This window comes from Rhodococcus sp. OK302, assembly GCF_002245895.1.
Taxonomy (GTDB): domain Bacteria; phylum Actinomycetota; class Actinomycetes; order Mycobacteriales; family Mycobacteriaceae; genus Rhodococcus_F.
Window position 1 is genome coordinate 2,815,558 of sequence record NZ_NPJZ01000001.1, and the last position, 21,140, is coordinate 2,836,697.

14 protein-coding genes and 1 riboswitch are annotated in these 21,140 nt (G+C 62.0%); of the genes, 9 read left to right on the forward strand and 5 right to left on the reverse strand.

Annotation, left to right across the window (positions count from 1 at the left end):
- Nucleotides 1-7 precede the first annotated feature (7 nt).
- Nucleotides 8-1,990 (reverse strand): SDR family oxidoreductase, encoded by a 1,983-nt coding sequence (locus tag BDB13_RS12925; RefSeq protein WP_094271988.1) that lies wholly within the window; start codon nt 1,988-1,990, stop codon nt 8-10.
- A gap of 50 nt (nt 1,991-2,040) precedes the next feature.
- Nucleotides 2,041-4,161: an MMPL family transporter gene (locus BDB13_RS12930; protein WP_094271989.1), complete on the reverse strand. Its 2,121-nt coding sequence runs from the start codon at nt 4,159-4,161 to the stop codon at nt 2,041-2,043.
- 97 nt (nt 4,162-4,258) lie between these two features.
- Nucleotides 4,259-4,431, forward strand: a riboswitch (cobalamin riboswitch).
- A gap of 117 nt (nt 4,432-4,548) precedes the next feature.
- Between BDB13_RS12930 and BDB13_RS12935 the strand changes: the two genes are divergently transcribed.
- The 6 genes from BDB13_RS12935 to BDB13_RS12960 all read left to right on the forward strand — a co-directional run bounded on the left by BDB13_RS12935 (nt 4,549) and on the right by BDB13_RS12960 (nt 12,004).
- Entirely contained in the window at nt 4,549-5,559 is a 1,011-nt protein-coding gene (locus BDB13_RS12935) for an ABC transporter substrate-binding protein (RefSeq protein ID WP_094274884.1), read from the forward strand.
- On the forward strand, nt 5,556-6,596 hold the full coding sequence (locus BDB13_RS12940; RefSeq protein WP_094271990.1) for a FecCD family ABC transporter permease: 1,041 nt from the start codon (nt 5,556-5,558) through the stop codon (nt 6,594-6,596). The genes BDB13_RS12935 and BDB13_RS12940 overlap by 4 nt, the downstream gene beginning before the upstream one ends.
- A gap of 17 nt (nt 6,597-6,613) precedes the next feature.
- The gene (locus BDB13_RS12945; RefSeq protein WP_094271991.1) at nt 6,614-7,384 is read left to right on the forward strand and encodes an ABC transporter ATP-binding protein; all 771 of its coding nucleotides are present in this window, start codon (nt 6,614-6,616) and stop codon (nt 7,382-7,384) included.
- Nucleotides 7,381-8,151, forward strand: coding sequence for a (2Fe-2S)-binding protein (locus BDB13_RS12950; RefSeq protein ID WP_094271992.1), 771 nt, complete (start codon nt 7,381-7,383; stop codon nt 8,149-8,151). The genes BDB13_RS12945 and BDB13_RS12950 overlap by 4 nt, the downstream gene beginning before the upstream one ends.
- Before the next feature lie 122 nt (nt 8,152-8,273).
- Nucleotides 8,274-11,588 carry an error-prone DNA polymerase gene (locus BDB13_RS12955; protein ID WP_094271993.1) on the forward strand — a complete coding sequence of 1,105 codons (3,315 nt, stop codon included), beginning with the start codon at nt 8,274-8,276 and terminating at the stop codon, nt 11,586-11,588.
- A 104-nt stretch (nt 11,589-11,692) separates the two neighbouring features.
- Nucleotides 11,693-12,004 (forward strand): rhodanese-like domain-containing protein, encoded by a 312-nt coding sequence (locus BDB13_RS12960; protein WP_094271994.1) that lies wholly within the window; start codon nt 11,693-11,695, stop codon nt 12,002-12,004.
- 13 nt (nt 12,005-12,017) lie between these two features.
- Here BDB13_RS12960 and BDB13_RS12965 read toward each other — a convergent pair whose 3' ends face one another.
- Entirely contained in the window at nt 12,018-13,103 is a 1,086-nt protein-coding gene (locus tag BDB13_RS12965) for a TDT family transporter (protein WP_254922805.1), read from the reverse strand.
- Nucleotides 13,104-13,193: 90 nt separating this feature from the next.
- Here BDB13_RS12965 and BDB13_RS12970 point away from each other — a divergent pair, with 90 nt between their 5' ends.
- A complete protein-coding gene (locus BDB13_RS12970) occupies nt 13,194-14,102 on the forward strand; it encodes a LysR family transcriptional regulator (protein WP_094271996.1) in 909 nt (302 codons plus the stop codon).
- 4 nt (nt 14,103-14,106) lie between these two features.
- Here the strand turns inward: BDB13_RS12970 and BDB13_RS12975 are convergent, their stop codons facing one another.
- Nucleotides 14,107-14,571, reverse strand: coding sequence for a tRNA (cytidine(34)-2'-O)-methyltransferase (locus BDB13_RS12975; RefSeq protein ID WP_094274885.1), 465 nt, complete (start codon nt 14,569-14,571; stop codon nt 14,107-14,109).
- 118 nt (nt 14,572-14,689) lie between these two features.
- Between BDB13_RS12975 and BDB13_RS12980 the strand changes: the two genes are divergently transcribed.
- Nucleotides 14,690-15,349 carry an excalibur calcium-binding domain-containing protein gene (locus BDB13_RS12980; RefSeq protein WP_094271997.1) on the forward strand — a complete coding sequence of 220 codons (660 nt, stop codon included), beginning with the start codon at nt 14,690-14,692 and terminating at the stop codon, nt 15,347-15,349.
- Between the two features lie 42 nt (nt 15,350-15,391).
- Complete coding sequence (locus BDB13_RS12985) at nt 15,392-15,997, forward strand: pentapeptide repeat-containing protein (protein ID WP_094271998.1); 606 nt, start codon at nt 15,392-15,394, stop codon at nt 15,995-15,997.
- Nucleotides 15,998-16,082: 85 nt separating this feature from the next.
- On the opposite strand, the gene BDB13_RS12990 is transcribed toward BDB13_RS12985, so the two are convergent.
- Nucleotides 16,083-20,786: a DUF7507 domain-containing protein gene (locus BDB13_RS12990; protein WP_176459571.1), complete on the reverse strand. Its 4,704-nt coding sequence runs from the start codon at nt 20,784-20,786 to the stop codon at nt 16,083-16,085.
- Between the last annotated feature and the right edge of the window lie 354 nt (nt 20,787-21,140).

Sequence of the window (21,140 nt, forward strand, 5' to 3'; positions counted from 1 at the left end):
CGCTACTTCACCAGTGTGTTCCGGGGACCAGGCGCGCGGCGCGTCGTCCGAGTTTGCGCAATCGTGAGCGAGAGTGATGGCTGGGTGCGGGTGCCGCCGACGGTGTTTCGTCTGACTGCCCCTTCGACGCCGGCGAATCCGGGAATGCTCGGTACATCTGATGAAGGATTCGGTCTTTGGTGCGAGGTGCGAACATCGTGCCCAGATCACCCAGGGTGCCTAGTGGAACATCGATGCGTTTCGGTCGCTCGATCAGTGCGCGGATCACCATGGCGGCGGCCTTTTCCGGGCTGGTAACCGGGCCGCTGTTGGAAGCGCCGGACGGCGCAATCATCGGGGTTTCGACCAACGGCATGTGAATTGTGGTGAAAGTGATTCCATCCGTCAGTGTTTCGGAAGCAACAACATCCGAGAATGCATCGAGGGCGGCTTTGCTGGCCACATATGCCGAAAATCGGGGTGACGCGGCCTGCACGCCGGCGCTGCTGATGTTCACGATGTGGCCGAAGCGTCGCGCACGCATGGTCGGTAGGAGCGCCAATACCAATCGGACTGCGCCGAAGTAGTTGACGGCCATTGTCCGCTCGTAATCGTGGAAACGGTCGGTGGAGCGGTAGACGCTGCGCCTGATGGATCGGCCCGCATTGTTGACCAGCATGTCCACGTGATCATGTTCGGCGAGAATGCTTTTCATTGTGCGATCGACGGCTTCCTCGTCCGTGATGTCACACGGGTACCCGTGGGCCGTGCCGCCGGCCGCTCGGATTTCTCCGACCACAGTGTCGAGTTCGTCTGCACGCCGGGCGATCAGGAGTACCGTGGCACCTTTGGTTGCAGCAGCGATGGCCGACGCGCGGCCGATGCCCGACGAGCCGCCGGTGATCAGGACGATCCGGCCCACGAGGGGGCCGTCCGGGTGCGTGTGACGCGCCCGATTCGGGTCAAGATTCTCCTGCCAGTATCGCCACAGAACCTTTGAATAGGAGCCGAACTCGGGAACCGACAAGTCAGTTCCGGCGAGTGCTTCGACCGTCCTTTCGGAGGTGAAAGTTGTGGCCATCGTCAGATTGTCGAGCAATGCCGCGGGCAGACCCAGACGCTCGAGAACTACCTTGCGCGCGGATTCCGCCGAAGCGATGGGGAGTCCCGAGACAAACGGTTTGGCAATGGCGCCAGGCAGACTCAGGGAAGGGCGCGGGGCGCCGGCAGCTTTGGCCAGTCCCGCGTAGATTTCACGAACCGGTTGAGGCTTCGGATTGACCAGATGGAAAGCTTCGCCGTCACGACCGGGGAGATGCATCAACTCGACCAGGGCAGCGGCAACATAGTCCACCGGCACCACGTTGGTGGACCCGAGATCGGGGATCGGAACAGGTAGCGCTGCCGGCAGTTTCGCGAGCAGCGCCAATCCGGGAAACAGGAAGTACGGACCGTCGATCTTGTCCATTTCCCCGGTGACGGAATTGCCGACCACAGCAGACGGGCGATAGACACGCCAGGTGAGACCGCCGCGCTCCCGAACCAGCTTTTCGGCTTCGAACTTGGTGCGATGATAGGGCGTCGGAAAGGCTTGGCCGCAGTCGAAGTCGGCTTCGCTGAACGTTCCGGGATAACTGCCGGAAACCGCGACCGACGACACGTGATGGAGGGTTGCGTCGAGTTGGACGGCGAGGTCGATCACCGATCGGGTGCCTTCGACATTCGTGGAGGCTTGCTCGTCACCGGCTCGTAGGTCGTACACCGCGCCGAGGTGCAGGATGTGATCGGCGGCTGGCGGTGAGTCGACGCCCAATCCGGGTGCGGTCAGATCGCCGATCATCGGATGTACCCGATCGTGGCCGACAACATCAGACATCTGCGCCCTAAGTTTGGCCACGGAACCAGCTCTGACCAGCACATGTATCTGGGCGATTGGATCACGCTCGAGAAGGAGCGGCAGCACCGCTCGACCGAGGAATCCGGTACCGCCCGTGACGATGTATGTGGCCATAGCCGACTAACTTACTCCAAAGTAAGTTAATCGGCTAGAGCGAAGCACGATCAGTGACCGATACCGACTTTTGCGTGAATTTTCTTCATCCACGCCGGTGCCCACCAGTTGGCATCGCCCATGAGCTTCACCAGGGATGGCACCAACAACATTCGGATGATGGTCGCGTCGACGATCAACGCCACGATCATGCCGACGCCGAGGAACTTCATCACGCCCAGTCCGGACATCGCGAAAGCACCTGTCACGACGATGAGAAGTAGTGCGGCGGCAGTCACGATCCGTCCCGTTCGCTCGGTGCCGAACTTGACTGCCTCCTCCGTCGTCGCGCCCGCGTTCTTGGCTTCGACCATGCGGGACATGAGGAAAACCTCGTAGTCCGTGGACAATCCGAAGACGACGGCCAGGATCAACACGACGAAGGTAGCTTCGAGTGGAGTTTGGCTGACCCCGAGCAGTTCGACGCCGTGCCCATCCTGGAATACGAACGTGAGTACACCGAAGGTGGTGGCCAAACTCAAAGCCGCCATGAGGACCGCCTTGATCGGCAACACCACTGATCCGAATGCCAGGAACAACAGGACCAGGGTTGAACCGACCATGATCAACATCATGACCGGCAACCAGTGCAGGACAGCATTATTGCCGTCGTCGACCATGGCTTGACCGCCGCCTACCAACAGTTCGGTGCCGTCCGGTGCGGGGATCGCCCGCAGGTCTGTGACAGCGCTGCTTTGAGACTGCGACGTGGAACCTTCGCTGTAGAACGCTTGGACCGCGACCAACTTGTTCGTGGTCGCGACGACGGTTGCCTGCCCGATGCCCTCGACCTGGCCCGCAGCTTCGGCGATTGCGGCGCCCTCTGCGGGTGTGAGAACGGTGTCGCCCTGCGCTTGCAGGATCAGCGTCGCACCGTTGCCGGTTTGCGGAAAATCGTTGACCAAGGTCTCCATGGCGACGCGGGCTGGGTCGTCGGCAGGAAGTGCGGTGAACGAGAGTTCGCCCAACCGCGCGCCCAGTAGCGGCGATGCCAGAACGAGCAGGACGGTGACGATCGTGACCGACACGGCCACTGGGCGTTTCATCACCCCGGTGACGACGCGTCCCCAGAACTTACGCGAACGTTCTTCTCCGCGTTGGGCTGCACCCTTGCGCCAGGTCCACGAATTGATGCGGTGGCCCAGAATGGCAAGCAGCGCAGGCACTGCGGTCAATGACAGGACAGCGGCGCTCAGGACCGCGGCAATGGCCCCGAATCCCAGTGAACGAATCACGGATTGGGGGAACACCAGCATGCCGCTGAACGCACAGATGAGAAGTAGACCCGAGAACATGACGGTACGGCCCGCAGTCAGAACGGTGCGGGTGGCAGCTGCGCCGGGTTCGGACCCGGATTCGAGCTCTTCACGGAACCTGCCGACAACAAACAGGCCGTAGTCGATGGCAAGTCCCAGTCCGAGGAGCGATGCCACGTTGATGGAGAACGAACTGACATCGGTGAAGTAGGTCAGAATCCGAAGAACAGCCAAGGCGCTCATCACGCTCAGGACGCCGACAAAAACCGGTACAGCCGCAGCGACGATGCCGCCGAAGATGAAGACCAACAACACCAGGGTTATCGGGATGGCGATGGCCTCAGCGACTACCAGATCCTTCTCCAGCGTGTTGTTGAAGGCGACACCGACCACGGTATTACCGGCGAATTGTGTCTGCGCACCTTCAACTTCGAGTGTCGGAAGGAGATCGGTGAAGGTTGCCGACGTGATCCCCGAGTCCGGTGCCAACGTGATGGCGACAGCCCCCATCGTCCCGTCGTGGGACAGAAGGTTCGGACGTGTTGCGGCGTCGGCGGTCCAATACGACTTCACCGACGCCGTCGATACTTCCGTCTTGAACTGATCGACGGCGGCCGTCACTGCCGGTCCGATGTCGTCGAGGGTCCGGCCGTCCGTCGGCGTGTAGATCGCGATGATGTCGGGTGTTTGGGGCCCGAGATTCGCCTCGATGATATCCGCGACTTTTGCGGAGTCGCTTCCCGGATCGATGAACCCGCCCTGGCTGAGTTTGCCGAACACTCCGAGACCCCAGACGCCGCTGATGAGCACGATGAGGATCGCGAGCGAGAGCACCCACCATTTTCGGTAGACGACGGTATGGGCCCAACGTGTCATTTCAACTCCGGTACTTACATTTTTCGGACATGGCCGTACCGACTGTAATGGTCCGGAATCCTGTTGCCTCAGGTTTCGTCGATGCGAGCCTTCCTGGATCCGCGTGACCCGGTTCGGATGCATCGTGCATACTGCTGTGAAGCACTTGTAAGCCACACGAGTGGGGGAAGCCGGTCCAAATCCGGCACTGACCCGCAACGGTAGGTCGAAAGTCTCGGTAGTTTCCGAGCGTCGACGAGTCCGATTACCCACCGTGCGGTGTGCGACATCCCATTCGTCGTGGTCTACGAAACGGAAGTCCAGCAGGAGTTCTGGCCCGCGGATCCACGCGGTGAAGAGTTCGCTGTCGGATTCTCATTCGTGGCTCTGAGCCCTTACGAGGTCCCCGTGTCACTGCAGATTTCCGCCTCCCGAGTTGCCGCCGCCTTGATCGCGGTTGCCCTGGTATCTACCGGCTGTTCGAAAGGCGAAGCGGCAGAAGGTTCCACTTCGGTCGAGTCTTTTGCGCAACCGATCACCGTCACCAATTGTGATCGAGAAGTCAGCTTCGATTCGCCTCCGCAACGCATCGTGTCCCTGAACGGCCATGTCACCGAGGCTCTCATCGAGATCGGTGCGGGTGACCGCATCGTCGGTCGGGCGTACAGCGACAACCCGCCCACCGCGGAGACTGCAGAACAGTTCAACAAGATTCCCAGTCTGTCCGACACCTTCCCGAGTGCGGAGCAGATCCTCGACGTGAATCCTGACTTCGTAGTGGGCGGAATGACTAGTGCCTTCAACGAGAAGCAGGGTCGATCACGGGATGCCTTCGCAGAGCACGGCATCAACACCTTCCTCTTCTCCGAATACTGCGGCACCGGATTCCCCGACATCGGACTCCTGGTGAACGACTACACCCAGCTCGGCCGCGTCTTGGGCGTCGAAGATTCCGCTCGCGCCGTGGCCGAGCAGATCAGTACCGGCCTCGACGAGGTCCGCGCTTCGGTCGATCATGCTGCGCCGGTGTCCTCCTTCTTCTACGACAGCGGCGAGGACGTCCCGACAACTGTCGGCGGCGTCGGCGTCGGCGAATTGGTAGCGGAGTACTCGGGTGTGACGAACATCTTCTCCGAAGGACCCAAGCCCTATTTCAAGACCACCTGGGAGACCGTTGCCGAACGCGCGCCCCAGGCCATCGTCATCATCGACTACGGCGACAAGACAGCCGATCAGAAGATCGACTTCCTGCGGTCCCAGCCGTTGATGGCAACGACACCGGCAGTGCAGCAGAACCGATTTGTCGTGGTACCTCTGGCGGATCTCTTCGAGAGTTCACGCCTGGTGCGTTCAGCGCAGACAATCGCCACGGCATTCCATCCGGGCGCTTCAACTGCAGGCTCTGACGCGGCACAGTGACTCGTTCGCGTGCCGGGTACGGCACTCTGCTCGTTGGCCTACTGATCGCACTGGCGGTGGCGCTGGGGCTGGCGGTGTCCTTCGGATCGGTCCGTATCCCAGTCGGTGATGTGTGGGCGATAGTTGGAGCACGCTTGGCGCCAGGAACTTTCGAGACCTGGTGGTCGGTAGCGAGGGAGTCGATCGTCATCGATTCCAGACTCCCGCGCGCGCTCACCGCAGCTGTCGTGGGTGCATCGTTGGCGATGTCGGGTGCAGTGGCTCAAGCCGTCACGCGTAACCCGCTCGCGGACCCCTACCTGCTGGGAGTGTCGTCCGGCGCCGGTTTCATGGTTGTGTTGGTGTCCGTGCTCGGAATCGGAGCCGGCGTACTCGGGGTTTTCACGATCCCGGCAGCGGCCTTCATCGGGGCGATGGCGCCGTTGTTCCTGGCCTTGTTGATCGGTGGGCGATACCCACAGCCGACGGCGATCATTCTGGTGGGTGTTGCACTCTCACAAATATTCTCGGCGCTCATCACTTTCTGCATTCTGGTTTTGGCAGACGATCAGCATGTGACCTCCGTGATGCACTGGTTGGCCGGCGGATTCGGTGACGCACGATGGTCGACGCTGATCTTCCCGACAGTTGCGCTCGTTGTCGTCGGAATAGCGCTGATGCTCAGCGCGCAATGGATGGACGTCCTGCAGACGGGTGACGACGGCGCCGCTGCTCTCGGTATGAACGTACGACGGTTTCGCGTGTTGTCGCTTCTCGCGGTGTCCGTGCTTGCCGGTGCCGCCGTGAGCGTCGCCGGCGGCATCGGCTTCATCGGATTGTTGATCCCGCATCTTGCCGGCTTTGTTGTAGGTACCAGAGCAATTCGTCTCCTCCCGGCAGCGGCACTGTTGGGGGCCGTTGCGATGGTCGCTGCAGACACAGTGGCTCGTTCGGTATCGGAATCGACGGAGGTGCCCGTGGGCGTCATCACCGCCTTGGTGGGTGCACCCATCTTCGTCTGGATGCTTTCTCGTCAGTATCGGAGGTTGGAACAGTGACGCTAGGGCTGGAGCCAGTGACGCTACTGGAACTCGTGGACACCCGAGCCCGCCTGGGTAACCGGGAGGTATTGCACGGCATCAGCTTCGAGGTTTCAGCGGGTGAAGTTCTCGGTCTGGTCGGACCGAACGGCAGTGGCAAGACCACGGCACTGCGCTGTTGTTACAACGCCCTGACTCCCAGCGGCGGGGCGGTGCTGATCGATCAGGTGGACGCAACGTCGCTCTCGCGCCGGGACATTGCTCGAACTGTATCGGCGAGTGTCCAGGAACCTGCTGTGTCCGGCGGGCTTTCGGTTCGCGAATCCGTAGCGCTCGGTAGGACACCGCATCGGAACTGGTTGGATCGGACCACGAGCCGCGATGCCGAGATCGTGGATCGCTGCATCGAACAGGTCGGCCTCGCGGCACTTTCCGGGCGCGATGTCGCCAGTCTCTCGGGCGGTGAAAGACAACGCGTGTCGATTGCCCGTGCGCTGGCGCAGGAACCCAAGATCCTGTTGCTCGACGAGCCGACCAACCACCTCGATCTACGGCATCAATTGATCGTGATGGAACTGCTCACCGAATTGGCGTCTCGAGGCTTGGCGATTGTGGTGACGATGCACGATCTACGGTTGGCTGTCGAGTACTGCGACAGACTGGCAGTCCTCGCCGATGGTGACGTGCGTGCGTGTGGGCCGACCGCCCTGGTACTGGAAGAATCGTTGTTGGCCGAGGTATTCGGGATCAAGGCTCGAGTGGAACAAGGTGTGCGTCCGCGGATGGAGATTGTGGGGTTGGCATGAGTGAGAAGATCGCTGAGATCTATGCGCGGATGGCGGCCGCTGTACCGTTCTTCGAGGGCCTCGACGCGTACCCGGAAACCGTTCCGGCAGAGTTGATGACGGATGCCGACTGGATGTCGGCACGCGTCGCTGATACTGCTCGGCGTTGGGGAAGCGACGACGACCGCGTCAACGGAACCCTGTGGTGGTATTCGGCCAGTTCCACGTTGGCCGGAATCCCTCTCGGGACGGGGTTGGTCACCGGGTTCGCAGCTGATCCGTCGTTGCGCGATGGTCGAATATTTTTGCGCGACAACGGATATCTTGGAGGATTTGCGGCAGGATCGGTCATCCCCATCTCTGCAAGTATCGGCGAGTTGGGTAGAGCGATGTACGGAGCTCTGGCCCCAGTCATCACGGTGTTGGCCGAGGTGTCCGGAGTCCGTGAGAATGCGCTGTGGGCAATCACCACCGACTCCATTGCCAACCGCAGCCTTGACGCGGCCGGAATGCGCCGGGAGCGCGGAAGTGCTTGCGCCACTGGATTGATCGACGTCCTACGCAGCGAAGGAGCACCTATTCCACGGCCTCGATTCGTCGACGTGGATCGGTCCGGAAATTCTGTACCGGTGGAGAATCCGTTGACGCTGGTGCCTTCGGGGCAGCGGAGGTTCACGCAACGGGCGTCGTGTTGCCTGATCTACGAGGTGCCGGGTGAGGGCAAGTGCACCAGTTGCCCGAAGCGTGCACCCGCAGATCGAGTGCGCGCCCTCACCGCTCTTGTTTGACGGACAGCAGGCAACCTGCCAGAATTGAGCGTATCGAACATAAGTTCGATACATGATGCGCCTTCCCTCCCAGCATCTCCGTAGATCGAGCATGTGGATCGAGTAATACGTGAGGCAAAGTTATGGGTTGGGGTAATGGACCGCCGACGTGGTCCGAGATGGAGCGGGTGCTCTCGGGGCGAGCCGGCCGGGTCGGCCAAATTCAACACGGCCGGGTTGAACATGAGGATTTGTTTCCGGGTGACGGAAGTGACAGTCCGGCCTGGTCACGCAAGCGCGGGGAGTACCGCGCGGGTGAGCTTGCCCCGGCAAGTGGCAGCACAGTGCCCTATGCCGAACTCCACGCCCATTCGGCCTTCAGTTTCCTCGACGGGGCGTCGCCTCCGGAAGAGTTGGTGGAAGAGGCGGTGCGGTTGGGTCTCGAAGCTATCGCTGTCACCGATCACGACGGGTTCTACGGAGTAGTGCGGTTTGCGGAGGCCGCCCGTGAATGGGGGATGCGGACGGTATTCGGGGCCGAGTTGTCCTTGGATTCGGTACCTCGTACCGGAACCCCTGATCCGGGCGGAACTCACCTGCTGGTGCTGGCGCGGGGGCAGGAAGGGTACCGGCGACTCTCCCGTGAGATTGCCGCCGCGCACTTGGCGGGCGGTGAGAAGGGGAAGTTGCAGTACAACGTCGATACCTTGACCGAAGCTGCCGGCGGGCACTGGCAGATTTTGACCGGTTGCCGGAAAGGTCATGTGCGGCAAGCGCTCACATTCGGTGGTCGAGAAGCTGCTGCAGAGGCGCTACGGGATCTGGTCGAGCGTTTCGGCGCCGAACGGGTATCGGTCGAGCTCACCCATCACGGGCTGGCCGAGGACGACGAGCGTAATGCCGTTCTTGTCGAGCTGGCGTGCGAGCAGGGCTTACGCACAGTGGCAACTACCGCTGCACATTTTGCGGCACCCGCTCGGCGAAGACTGGCGATGGCGATGGCCGCTGTCCGATCCCGGCAGAGCCTGGACGACGCAGCCGGATGGTTGGCTCCGACGGGCGGGGCACACCTACGTTCGGGTGAAGAGATGGCCGAACTGTTCTCGCTTTATCCCGAGGCTGTCAGTGGCGCAGCCGAGTTGGCGCGTGAGTGCGCCTTCGATCTCAAGCTCATCGCTCCGAAACTTCCGCCGTTCGATGTGCCGTCGGGCCACACCGAGGCGTCGTGGCTACGCGAATTGACTATGGAAGGTGCGTTGAAGCGCTATGGCGCTCCCGAGGTAGCGCCGAAGGCCTACAAGCAACTCGAACACGAACTGGCTGTCATAACGACCTTGAACTTTCCCGGATACTTTCTGGTTGTCCACGACATCGTCTCGTTCTGCAAGAACAATGACATTCTTTGTCAGGGAAGAGGTTCCGCGGCAAACTCTGCCGTGTGTTACGCCATCGGCATTACCAATGTCGACCCGGTGCGCAACGAATTGCTGTTCGAGCGGTTTCTGGCGCCCGAGCGTGACGGCCCGCCCGACATCGACGTGGATATCGAATCCGACCGTCGTGAAGAAGCTATCCAGCACGTGTACACCAAGTACGGCCGCGGCTATGCCGCGCAGGTTGCCAACGTCATCACTTATCGCGGCAAGTCGTCGGTGCGGGATATGGCTCGGGCACTGGGCTTTTCGCAAGGGCAGCAGGATGCGTGGAGTAAGCAGGTGGGTCGGTGGGGAGGTATCGACAAGAATGCCGAGACGGATATCCCGCGACCGGTTCTGGAATTGGCGGCGCAGATCGAAGGGTTTCCGCGCCACCTGGGCATCCACTCCGGCGGCATGGTCATCTGCGACAGACCCATCGCTGACGTCTGCCCGGTGGAATGGGCGCGAATGGCCAATCGCAGTGTCCTGCAGTGGGATAAAGATGATTGTGCCGCAGCAGGTTTGGTCAAGTTCGACCTCCTCGGGCTAGGAATGCTCTCAGCTCTGCACTACATGATGGATCTGGTGGCCGAACACAAAGGTGTCACAGTCGATTTGGCGCAACTCGACCTCTCGGAGACTGCCGTGTACGAGATGCTGCAGCGGGCAGATTCGGTGGGAGTGTTCCAAGTGGAATCACGGGCGCAAATGGCAACACTGCCGCGTCTCAAGCCCCGCAATTTCTACGATCTGGTAGTCGAGGTTGCGCTCATCCGCCCCGGTCCTATCCAGGGTGGATCAGTGCATCCGTACATCCGTCGACGCAACAAACGCGAACCCGTCACCTACGACCACCCGTCGCTCGAGAAGTCGCTGAAGCGGACGCTGGGTGTTCCGTTGTTTCAGGAACAGTTGATGCAGATGGCCGTCGACGTCGCGGGATTCACGCCGTCCGAGGCGGATCAACTGCGTCGGGCCATGGGATCGAAGCGGTCCAGTGAGAAGATGGAGCAACTGCGGGCGAGGCTGTATCAGGGAATGCGTGACCTCCACGGAATTGAGGACGCCGTAGCCGATCGCATCTACGAAAAGCTGCATGCCTTCGCCAATTTCGGCTTCCCGGAGAGTCATTCACAAAGTTTTGCCGCGTTGGTCTTCTACTCGTCGTGGTTCAAATTGCATCATCCGGCAGCCTTCTGTGCCGGACTGCTGCGAGCGCAGCCGATGGGTTTCTACTCACCGCAGTCGCTCGTTGCCGATGCGCGTCGGCATGGGGTGCCGGTACAGGGGGCCGACGTGAACATCAGTCTCGCCCACGCCACCGTCGAAGCGGAAGGACTCGAGGTGCGGTTGGGACTGGGAGAGGTACGCAATATCGGTGATGCGCTCGCGGCGAAAATCGTCGAGAAGCGCATCTCGGACGGTCCCTTCACCTCGTTTCTGGACCTGACCGGAAGGGTGGAACTCACTACGGCGCAAGCAGAATCGCTGGCAACAGCCGGTGCGCTCGCCAGCTTCGGGATTTCGCGTCGAGAAGCGTTGTGGGCTGCGGGCGCTGCGGCAGCGGAGCGTCCGGATCGTTTACCGGGAATCGGCGCTTCGGTTACGGCTCCCACCTTGCCCGGCATGAGCGACGTGGAATTGGCGTCGGCGGATGTGTGGGCGACCGGCGTTTCTCCCGGCACCTTCCCGACACAATTCCTTCGCAAGCAACTCGATGCCTTGGGGGTAGTACCGGCCAACGGTTTGCTCGACGTTCCGGACGGCGATCGAGTGCTGGTCGGGGGAGCGGTGACGCACCGCCAACGGCCGGCGACGGCGGGAGGTGTCACGTTCATCAACCTCGAGGACGAAACCGGGATGGTCAACGTGGTGTGTTCGGTGGGGCTGTGGGCGAGGTATCGAAAGCTCGCAAACACGTCGCCGGCTCTCCTGATTCGGGGAAAAGTTCAAAACGCCGAAGGTGCCGTCACGGTTGTGGCAGATCGGATGCAGCGGATGGATCTGCGAGTCGCCGCCACTTCTCGGGATTTTCGTTGAATCGAACTCTGTCGCGGGTCAGTCGTCCCGTCCGGCCTCTACCGCGCCGCGTACCGTTATGCCTGATACCGGCAACGGCACACAAGAAGGTAGGACAAAGAGCAATGTTGGAAGTCGACTTGAATGCACTGGAAGCGGCACTGGCGACGGGTGCGCCGTTGATCGATGTTCGGGAAGCCGACGAGTTCGCTCAGGTGCGTGTTCCCGGCGCGGTGCTGATCCCGATGAGCGAGTTCGTTGCGCGTCTGGGTGAGATTCCCGAAGCGGAAACCGTCTATGTGATCTGTGCGGTCGGCGGACGTAGTTTGCAGGTCGCCGAGTACTTGCAGGGCCGCGACATCAACGCTGTATCGGTTCGGGGCGGAACGATGGAGTGGTTCCAGTCCGGTCGTAAGGTCGAGACCGGCGAGGTCTGATTCTCCGGTCGGGCTAGGCGGCGGCCGGCAGGACGCCACTGCGGATCGAAGCCACGGTGCGGCTTGCCACCGTCGCCCAGATGGGGATCAGTGCAACCAACAACGTGACGGCCACAGCGAGAACCAACGGCGAACCGGTAGCGACTCCGAAGGCGCTGGCGCCGACGGCACAGGCGCCGATCGGGAAGGTGAAACTCCACCACCCGAGCGAGAAGGACAGGCCGCGTCGGAGTGCCTGAACGGTGATCGTCGTGACGGTGATGAACGCGACCACACCGAGCGCTCCGACGACGGTGCCGTAGGCAAGCCCGAACGTGTGCAGAGCGGCGGCTGTGTGTGCGTCGAGAACATCCTGCGACGCTGCGGCCAGGAGGTTGGAGGCACCGATCGACTGGCCGATCACGCCCAGTGGAATCCACAGTGAGGGAATGGCATTGAACGGAATCGCATCAACTCCGCGAGCACGATTGTCTGCGAACTGGCGAGCGACAGCGACGATGATGACGATCGCTGCCGTCAGTGCCATCGCGAACAGGATGTAACAGAACACGAGAACCGACGTGCGCAGCGCACCTTCGGAGAGATGCGACGTGACCGCCGCTCCTGTCGTGGCGGAGACCATCGGCGGTACGACGGGCATGAGCCAGAACGGCATAGCCGGCGCCATGCCGCCGTCGCGGGCCAACCGAACCATCATGACGACGTACGTGCCGAGACCCAGCGCGGTGCCCAGAACCCACAGCGTTAGTGAGATGGCGATTGCGACGCCATGGCCGAGAAAGATCTGACCGGTGGTGCCGGTCGCAGAACCCACGGTCAGCAGGGCCATTGCCACGGCCCCGTAGAACGGGAACATTGCTGGGCTACGCAGGTACGCCAGAGCTTGATCGCGATGCGATGTCCAATGCGCGGCAAAAGCGCCCACCAACGCGAACAAGATGGCAACAGCCAGGAACCAGAAGACCTCTGCCACTACCTTCAACGCCGCGATCTCGGGTTCGAGGGAGGCCGCTGCCACCGACACGATTCCGGTTCCCATCGCAGCCGCGAACCAATTCGGGGTGATGTGTGCGAAGGCGGACTGCGGTGCGGTGTTCATAGACTCGAGTCTGACCGGAGCCGATTCGTGCCGGTAGACGGCTCGATCTTGAATACCCACAATTGGCGGTTGTGGGTCTAATCTGAACCTATGTTGTCTCCTCGGGTGCCGGAACTCAGTGCGCTGGACGTGCTGCGGTCGGTAGCTCGACTGGGAAGCATGGGGGCAGCCGGTCGCGAGCACGGACTCAGCCAGCAAGCCGTCAGTGCACGGGTTCGGTCCGTCGAGCGGCAACTCGGAATCAAGGTGTTCGATCGAGCCGCCACTGGTGTGCGTCCGACGGCCGAAGGTGGGCTGATCCTCGAATGGGCCAGCCACATACTCGTCACCGCCGAGGAGATGGCCTCCGGTGTCGCCGCGCTCCGCGGGGAACGAGACGCAGCAGTCACCGTCGCCGCGAGCATGACCATCGCCGAGTATCTGGTCCCCGGCTGGACCGTCGCGATGCGTCACAAGTTCCCGAACGTCGTCGCATCGGTCAGTCTCCACAATTCTTCCGACGTGTCAGCTCAGGTCCAGGCCGGCAAAGCTGACATCGGCTTTGTCGAGGGACCGGACGTGCCGTCGGCGCTCGCGTCGTGTGAAGTGGCGCGAGATCATCTGGTGGTCGTGGTTCCGCCGGAACACGAGTGGGCCCGCGGCGCACCGGTTCCGATCGCCGAACTCGCGCGCACTCCTCTTATTCAGCGGGAATCCGGATCAGGCACCCGTATGACCCTCGAGAATGCAGTGCCGGGCTGCGCGCCGCCGATGCTCGAGCTCACCTCGTGCACCGCCGTCAAAGCTGCCGTGGTCGCGGGCAATGCGCCGGCGGTGCTCTCGTCCCTTGCTGTCGCCGCAGATCTGACCGACGGCAGGCTCGTAGCCGTCAACGTCGAAGGCCTTCGGATGCCCCGACGCCTCCAGGCCGTGTGGGATCCGGTGCGTGGATTACGTGGCGCCGCAAGAGATTTCCTCGATATTGCGCTCGGATCCAACGCTGCCGTTCACTCGCGCTGACAGGTTAGACCGCACCCTTGAAGCCGTGCTGACGCCAGGCCTCATACGTCACGAGTGCTGCTGCGTTGGACAGGTTGAGTGACCGTCGGCCGGGGAGCATCGGAATCCGCAGGCATTCGGTGATGTGAGCGTCCGCCAACACTTCCTCGGACAAACCCGTCGGCTCGGGACCGAACAGCAAGACATCGCCGGGTTGATAGGCAATGTCGGCATACGACGTAGTTGCGTACGCGGTGAACGCGAACACCCGCGCCGGGAGGACTGCATCCCACGCGGCCGCAAGATTCTCGTGAACGGTGACCGATGCGAGATCGTGGTAATCCAAGCCTGCTCGTTTGAGCTTCGGTTCGGACAGGTCGAACCCAAGCGGGCCCACCAGGTGCAGTTCACAACCGGTTCCCGCGACCATGCGGATCGCGTTTCCGGTATTGGGTGGGATTCGGGGCTCGTGGAACATCACTCTGAACACCACCGGAACCCTACCGTGCCTGGCTGACGTGGCTACGAAGCCGACCTTTGCCATTTAGGTAATAAACCAGACGGTTTGTGAGAACCTATCGGCTGCACTCCTCTCAGAATGGACACCTATGAATCCCCCCGCCGGTTGGAACCCCGATCCCTTCGAGCCCAGCATTGACCGGTACTGGGACGGTCAGCGGTGGACAGGGGAGACTCGACCCAATGGCGTCGGCGCGTCGACGAGGGTTCCCGGCGCACCGGGTGCACCGGTTCCGGATCCGGAGGCGCCGGCCGGAAAGCGCAAGTGGCCATGGATTGCCGGTGCTGCGGGCGTGGCAATGGCAGGGTTCGTGGCGATCGGAGTTGCCGGCGGATCAGGGGAGTCCGAAGGGTCGACGAAGCCCGTAGTGACCTCTTCTACGACAGTGGCCGCGACTACGACGAAAACTACGACTGCAACAACGACGAAGGTCACGACTACGACGACGGTTCCGCCGACCACCACCACAGTCCCGCCGACAACAACGACCGTCGCACCGATGCCGTTGGTCCCACAGGTGCAAGCGACTACGACGACGCCTTACGTTCCGCCGGCACCGGCCTATGTGCCACCGCCGACGACCGAACCCGCGTATGTTCCGCCGCCTGCCAAAGCGCCGAATGCCAGCGTGTACTACGCGAACTGCACGGAAGTGAAGGCGGCTGGTGCGGCACCGATCTACCGGGGTGAACCCGGATACGCGCCGAAGCTTGATCGCGACAACGACGGAATAGCTTGCGACAAGTAGTCGCTTGAGGCGGTGTCGGTGCTTCGGTGCAGTATGTAGGTCATGCTCCCCGAAGAAACCGACATCGTCGGCGAAGACTATTCCGATGCGCGTTTGTCCGGCCAGACCTGGAGTCAGCGCACATTCACCAATTGCAATTTCCGCGATGCAGACCTGACGGGCATCAAGACGGAGTCCGTGGTCTTCACCGATTGTGATTTCACCGGAACCGATTTGGGGGAGTCCGTTCACGTCGGAACGGCGTTCCGGTCATGCAACTTTGCTCGGACAAGCCTGTGGCACAGCACTTTCCGCAACTGCAGTTTGATGGGTTCAACCTTCGAGGGGTGCCGGATCCGGCCACTGACCCTCGAAGAGGTCGACTTCTCGCTCACCGCTCTGGGCGGCGCCGACCTGCGCAAGATCGACTTCACGTCCTGCCGGTTCCGCGAAGCGAACCTCGTCCGCACGGATATGCGAGGCGCAATTCTTGCGTCCGCAGATCTCACCGGTGCTCGGACCGGCGGTCTCAAGCTTGAGGGTGCAGACCTGCGGGGCGCACGTATCGACGCGAGTCTGTGGACTTCCGCCACAGTCGGAAACGCCAAGATCGAACTGATGCAGGCGGTGTCGTACGCGTCGGCGCACGGACTGGTTGTGGACATCTAGAAGGCATTCCCTAGCAGACGGCATAAGGCGGGTCGTAGCTTCCGCTACGACCCGCCCTAGTTCTGCTGACTAACTCAGGTGGTGATTACTCACTAGCGTTTCGGCGACGGAGGAGCACTCCGCCGAGGGCCAGTGCGGCCAGCAAGACCACACCGCCCGCCACGAGAAGACCGGTGTTCACGCCGGATTCGCCCGCGCCGCCGCCGGAGTCAATCCGTGCGCCGTTGCCGTCGTATCCGTTGCCGTTGCCGTTGCCGGACTGGGCGACGTTGCCGCCACTGGTGTTGCCACCGACATCGTTACCGCCACCGGTGTTGCCGCCGTTGCCGTTGCCACCGGCGTTGCCGCCATCGGTGTTACCGCCGTTGTCGCCACCGCCGCCGTTGGCCGGCTGGCCGTTGGACGACCCGCCGTCAAGCGATCCGCCCGGGTTCAGGGAGCCCAGTCCGCCGTCGCCACCCGGGATGGGGATCGGGATGGGCAGAGGCAGGATGTTGGGCAAGCCCTTGCGCTTGATGATCTTCTCGGAAGGCTTGCTTTCGATGGGATCGCCCTGGACGGTCGTGCCCGTGGCGATTGCCCGGTCGGTGACGGAGCCGTAGAGCTTGTCCACGAAGGATGTCGTGTACTCGGCGGTGCAGGTCATGGACTTGCCCGGTGCCAGGGAGGGCTCGGGGCAGCTGACCGCGCTGAGGTTTTTAGCCTCGGCGGGGGCGACCTGCTCATCGGTGATCTTCACGTCATTCACCGTGAGGTTTCCGGTGTTGATCACCAGGAACTCGTAGGGGATCTTCTCGCCGACGCGCGGAAGCTCGGTCGCGGTCGAGGACTTCACCACGGTGAGCTCAGCCTTGCCGCCGGTGGTGGTGATCTCCTTCTCCGATGCGGGGGTCAGCACCGGATCGCCCTGGGGCGAGGTGCCCGACGCGACTGCCGCGTCGACGAGCTTGCCGTGGTCGAAGTCAGCCTGGGCCACGCGGTACTCCGCCGTGCAGTCCATCGACTTGCCGGGGGCCAGCGAGGACTCTGGGCACTTGACCTCGGTCAGGTTCGCCGGGTTGGCGGGAGCGATCTGCTCATCGGTGACCTTGAGATCCTTCATAGTCACGTTACCGGTGTTGGTCACCGAGAACGTGTAGGGAACAACCTGGCCGACCTCGCTGATCGCGGCCGTCTTCGACGACTTCACGACTGCCAGATCAGGGTTGGTGCCCGTCGCGGTGATTTCCTTCTCCGCCGGTGGGCTCGTCGCAGGCTCGCCCTTGGGGGACTTGCCGGTGGCGACAGCGGTGTCGGCGAGCTTGCCGTGGTCGTAGTCCGCCTGGGAGACGGTGTACTCCGCGTTGCACGTGGTGGAGATGCCGGGAGCCAGAGTGGTCTCCTTGCAGGTGACCGGACTCAGGTTTTTGTTGTCGGCGGGTGCGACCTGGGTGTCCTCGACCTTGATGTCCTTCATGGTCACGTTGCCGTTGTTGGTGACCTGGAAGGCGTACGGAATCTTCTGTCCCGGACCCGTGATCTCGGTAGCAGTCGACGACTTCACTACTGCCAGTGAGGGATTGGCTCCCGAGGAGACGATCTCCTTCTCGCCCGGCGGGGTGGTCACCGGAGTGTCCTTCGGATCCTCGCCTGTCGCCGTCGCCACGTCCTTGATGGAGCCGTGATCGAAGTCGGCCTGGGAGACCGTGTACTCGGCGGTGCACTTCATCGACTTGCCCGGTGCCAGCTCGGTTCCGGGGCAGACGATCGGGCTGAGGTTCTTGTCCTCGGCGGGAGCGGTCTGCTTGTCGGTGACCTTGATTTTCTTCATGGTCACGTTGCCGGTGTTGGTGATGTCGAAGGTGTAGGGCACCTTCTGGCCGGCACCGGTGATCGCCGTCGCGGTCGAGGACTTGACGATCTTGAGCGCGCCTTCGGCACCGGTCACGCCGACGCTGAGAGTCGACTCGTTGCTCACGACGTCGATGTTCATTGGCGCCTTCGCCGTGGCCTCCGCTATGTCCGTGACCGAGCCATGATCGAAATCGGCCTGCGAGACGGTGTACTCGGCCGAGCAGTCCGTGGACTGGCCCGGAGCCAAGGAGGTTGCCGGGCAGACAACCTTGCTCAGGTTCTTATTGTCGGCGGGTGTGACCTGTGTGTCCTGCACGTTCACGTTGTTGAGCGTGACGTTGCCGGTGTTCTTCACCGTGAACTTGTAAGGCACCTTCTGGCCGACGGACGTGATGTCCTTGGCGGTGGAGGACTTGGCGACCGTCATCGATGTCACGGCGCCGACGACCGGGATTTCCTTCTCCGACGGGGGCGTGACGATCGGTGTGCCGCCCGGGTTGTTACTGGTGACGGTGGCGACGTCCTTGACCTTGCCGTGGTCGAAGTCGGCCTGGGAGACCGTGTATTCGGCGGCGCAGGTCATGGACTTGCCCGGGTCCAGGGTGGTGGCGGGGCAGCTGATCGCGCTGAGGTTCTTGTCCTCGGCGGGTGCGGTCTGCTTGTCGGTGACCTTGATGTCCTTGGCGGTCAAGGTGCCGTTGTTCTTGACCTCGAACTTGTAGGGGACCTTCTGGCCGACGTTCTTGATTTCCTTGGTGTCGGTGGACTTGAGGATGGAGACGTCAGCCTTGCCGCCGACGACGGGGATTTCTTTCTCCGACGGGGGCGTGGTGATCGGCTTGTCACTCGGATCCTTGGACGTCATGGTGGCGACGTCCTTGATCTTGCCGTGGTCGAAGTCGGCCTGGGAGACTGTGTATTCCGCGGTGCAGGTCATGGACTTGCCCGGGTCCAGGGTGGTGGCGGGGCAGCTGATCGGGCTGAGGTTTTTGTCCTCGGCGGGTGCGGTCTGCTTGTCGGTGACTTTGATGTCCTTGGCGGTCACAGTGCCCTTGTTGGTGACCTCGAACTTGTAGGGGACCTTCTGTCCGACGGCCGTGATCTCCTTGGTGTCGGTGGACTTGAGGATGGAGACGTCACCCTTGCCACCGACGACGGGGATTTCCTTCTCCGACGGGGGCGTGGTGATCGGGGTGCCGCCGGGATCCTTGGACGTCAGGGTGGCGACGTCCTTGACCTTGCCGTGGTTGTAGTCGGCTTGGGAGACTGTGTATTCCGCGGTGCAGGTCATGGACTTGCCCGGGTCCAGGGTGGTCGCGGGGCAGCTGAGCACGCTGAGGTTCTTGTCCTCGGCGGGAGCGGTCTGCCGGTCGATGACCGTGATGTCCTTGGCGGCAACGTTGCCGGTGTTCTTGACCTCGAACTTATAGGGGACCTTCTGGCCGACGGCCGTGATCGCCGTGGTGTCGGAAGACTTCGTGATCGACACCGTGGCATTGCCGCCGACGACGGGGATCTCCTTCTCCGACGGGGGCGTGACGATCGGGGTGTTGCCCGGATCCTTGGACGTCATGGTGGCGACGTCCTTGATCTTGCCGTGGTTGTAGTCGGCTTGGGAGACTGTGTATTCGGCGGTGCAGGTCATGGACTTGCCCGGGTCCAGGGTGGTCGCGGGGCAGCTGATCGGGCTGAGGTTCTTGTCCTCGGCGGGAGCGGTCTGCCGGTCGATGACCGTAATGTCCTTGGCGGCAACGTTGCCGGTGTTCTTGACCTCGAACTTATAGGGGACCTTCTGGCCGACGGCCGTGATCGCCGTGGTGTCGGAGGACTTCGTGATCGACACCGTGGGTTTGGAGGTACCGTTCGTGTTCGTCACCACGCACGAGAAACTGTCGTTCGTGGAGACTGCCAGCGTCCATGGTCCGGTACCGGTGGTCGCCGCCGCACTGCCTGTCCGCAGGTTGGTGCAGGCGATCTCGGCCCTATATTTCGACATCGGGCTCGCTGAGCCGGGGGCGATGGTGTCGGTGATCTGGTACGAGTAGCCATTCATCACCGGCCAGTCCGTGGTGGACACGTTATTTCCGCTGCCGGCCGTCGTCGCCTCGGTCAGAGGCTGCCCCTGGGCGCTTCGGATTGCGACAGTGAACTGATCCGTGGCGTCGACACGGCCGCCGTTGATCTGCTTTTCCACAATCAGCGAGGGGATCTCGGCTGTGGAGCACCGCGCACCGTCGTTCCCGCTCGATGTGGGGCCGTCGGACATCTTGACCGCGGTTTGATTCTTGATGTTGATTCGCCAGATCGCGCCCGAGTCGTTGTGCGAGGCCCAAAGGCGGCCCTTGGAGTCCGCATACGCTGCGCCGTAGCGCCCCCTTTCAGTGAGCCCTGAGATCGGGAGGGTATCGATGGCGTGCGTGGTCATGTCGAAGCGAAGCACCCCGGTGCCGTCGCTTTTGACTCCGTACAGCGCGTTGCCGATGGCAGCCCAGTCCGTGATATCCGATAGCTGAGCGTTCGGGCCAGTGTTGATGACGGTGCCGTAGGTCGGTGAGCCCGGTACCAGATCAATCGAGGCCCATTTGTCGCTGCTCCCGCTGTTGCCGACGATCCACATACGCCCCACAGTGTCGATGTCGCCAACGGCAAAACCCTGGCCCGCGAGTTCGGGGATGGGCGGTAGCGCAGTCATGGACAAGTCAGAGCCGATGCGGTAAAGAATGCCTCCGTTCGTGCCGTACATGTACTCGTCGAGAACGTTGTAGCCGACGCCGTTGACCGAATGTGGAGTGTTTCCCACCAGTGTCGCGGCGCCGCTGGTCAGGTTTACCTGGTGCACTGTCGAGTCTTTCTTGACAGTTTGGAACAGGTACCCGAAGTTGTCGCAGGAGAACGTCGGCTGGGCCGGCGCCGCAGAGGCAGCCGGCGCGAACACTCCAGCGGTGAATGCCGTCATGGATAGCAGCATCGAGGCGGTTAGTGCCGCGGCCGTGGTAGCGCGCCGGAGGGCGCCCACTCTTTTGTGTATGTGACTGGACAATTCAACTCCTTTCAAGAAGTTGTGTGGTGCGTCTAGATTGGTTCGAAATATGACTGGATCGAACTCGTAGGAAATTCGATTCAACGTGGGGGATTAAATTCGGAAGCCACATCGAACGCTCTGATGTAGGTGCTGTAGCGGTTTGCGGCACAGCGTGGATAAGAGGCTATCGGCGCATCTTGATCACTCGGGGGCTCTGGCGCAGGATTGCAGGCGGCAGGCACAAAATTGCACAAGCGTGCCAATTTTGGAGGATGAAAATGCGCCATC

Coding starts and splice junctions, on each gene's coding strand:
- BDB13_RS12925 (WP_094271988.1), bottom strand. CDS start 1,990: ATGGCCACATACATCGTCACGGGCGGTACCGGATTCCTCGGTCGAGCG.
- BDB13_RS12930 (WP_094271989.1), bottom strand. CDS start 4,161: ATGACACGTTGGGCCCATACCGTCGTCTACCGAAAATGGTGGGTGCTC.
- BDB13_RS12950 (WP_094271992.1), top strand. CDS start 7,381: ATGAGTGAGAAGATCGCTGAGATCTATGCGCGGATGGCGGCCGCTGTA.
- BDB13_RS12955 (WP_094271993.1), top strand. CDS start 8,274: ATGGGTTGGGGTAATGGACCGCCGACGTGGTCCGAGATGGAGCGGGTG.
- BDB13_RS12960 (WP_094271994.1), top strand. CDS start 11,693: ATGTTGGAAGTCGACTTGAATGCACTGGAAGCGGCACTGGCGACGGGT.
- BDB13_RS12965 (WP_254922805.1), bottom strand. CDS start 13,103: ATGAACACCGCACCGCAGTCCGCCTTCGCACACATCACCCCGAATTGG.
- BDB13_RS12970 (WP_094271996.1), top strand. CDS start 13,194: ATGTTGTCTCCTCGGGTGCCGGAACTCAGTGCGCTGGACGTGCTGCGG.
- BDB13_RS12980 (WP_094271997.1), top strand. CDS start 14,690: ATGAATCCCCCCGCCGGTTGGAACCCCGATCCCTTCGAGCCCAGCATT.
- BDB13_RS12985 (WP_094271998.1), top strand. CDS start 15,392: ATGCTCCCCGAAGAAACCGACATCGTCGGCGAAGACTATTCCGATGCG.
- BDB13_RS12990 (WP_176459571.1), bottom strand. CDS start 20,786: ATGACGGCATTCACCGCTGGAGTGTTCGCGCCGGCTGCCTCTGCGGCG.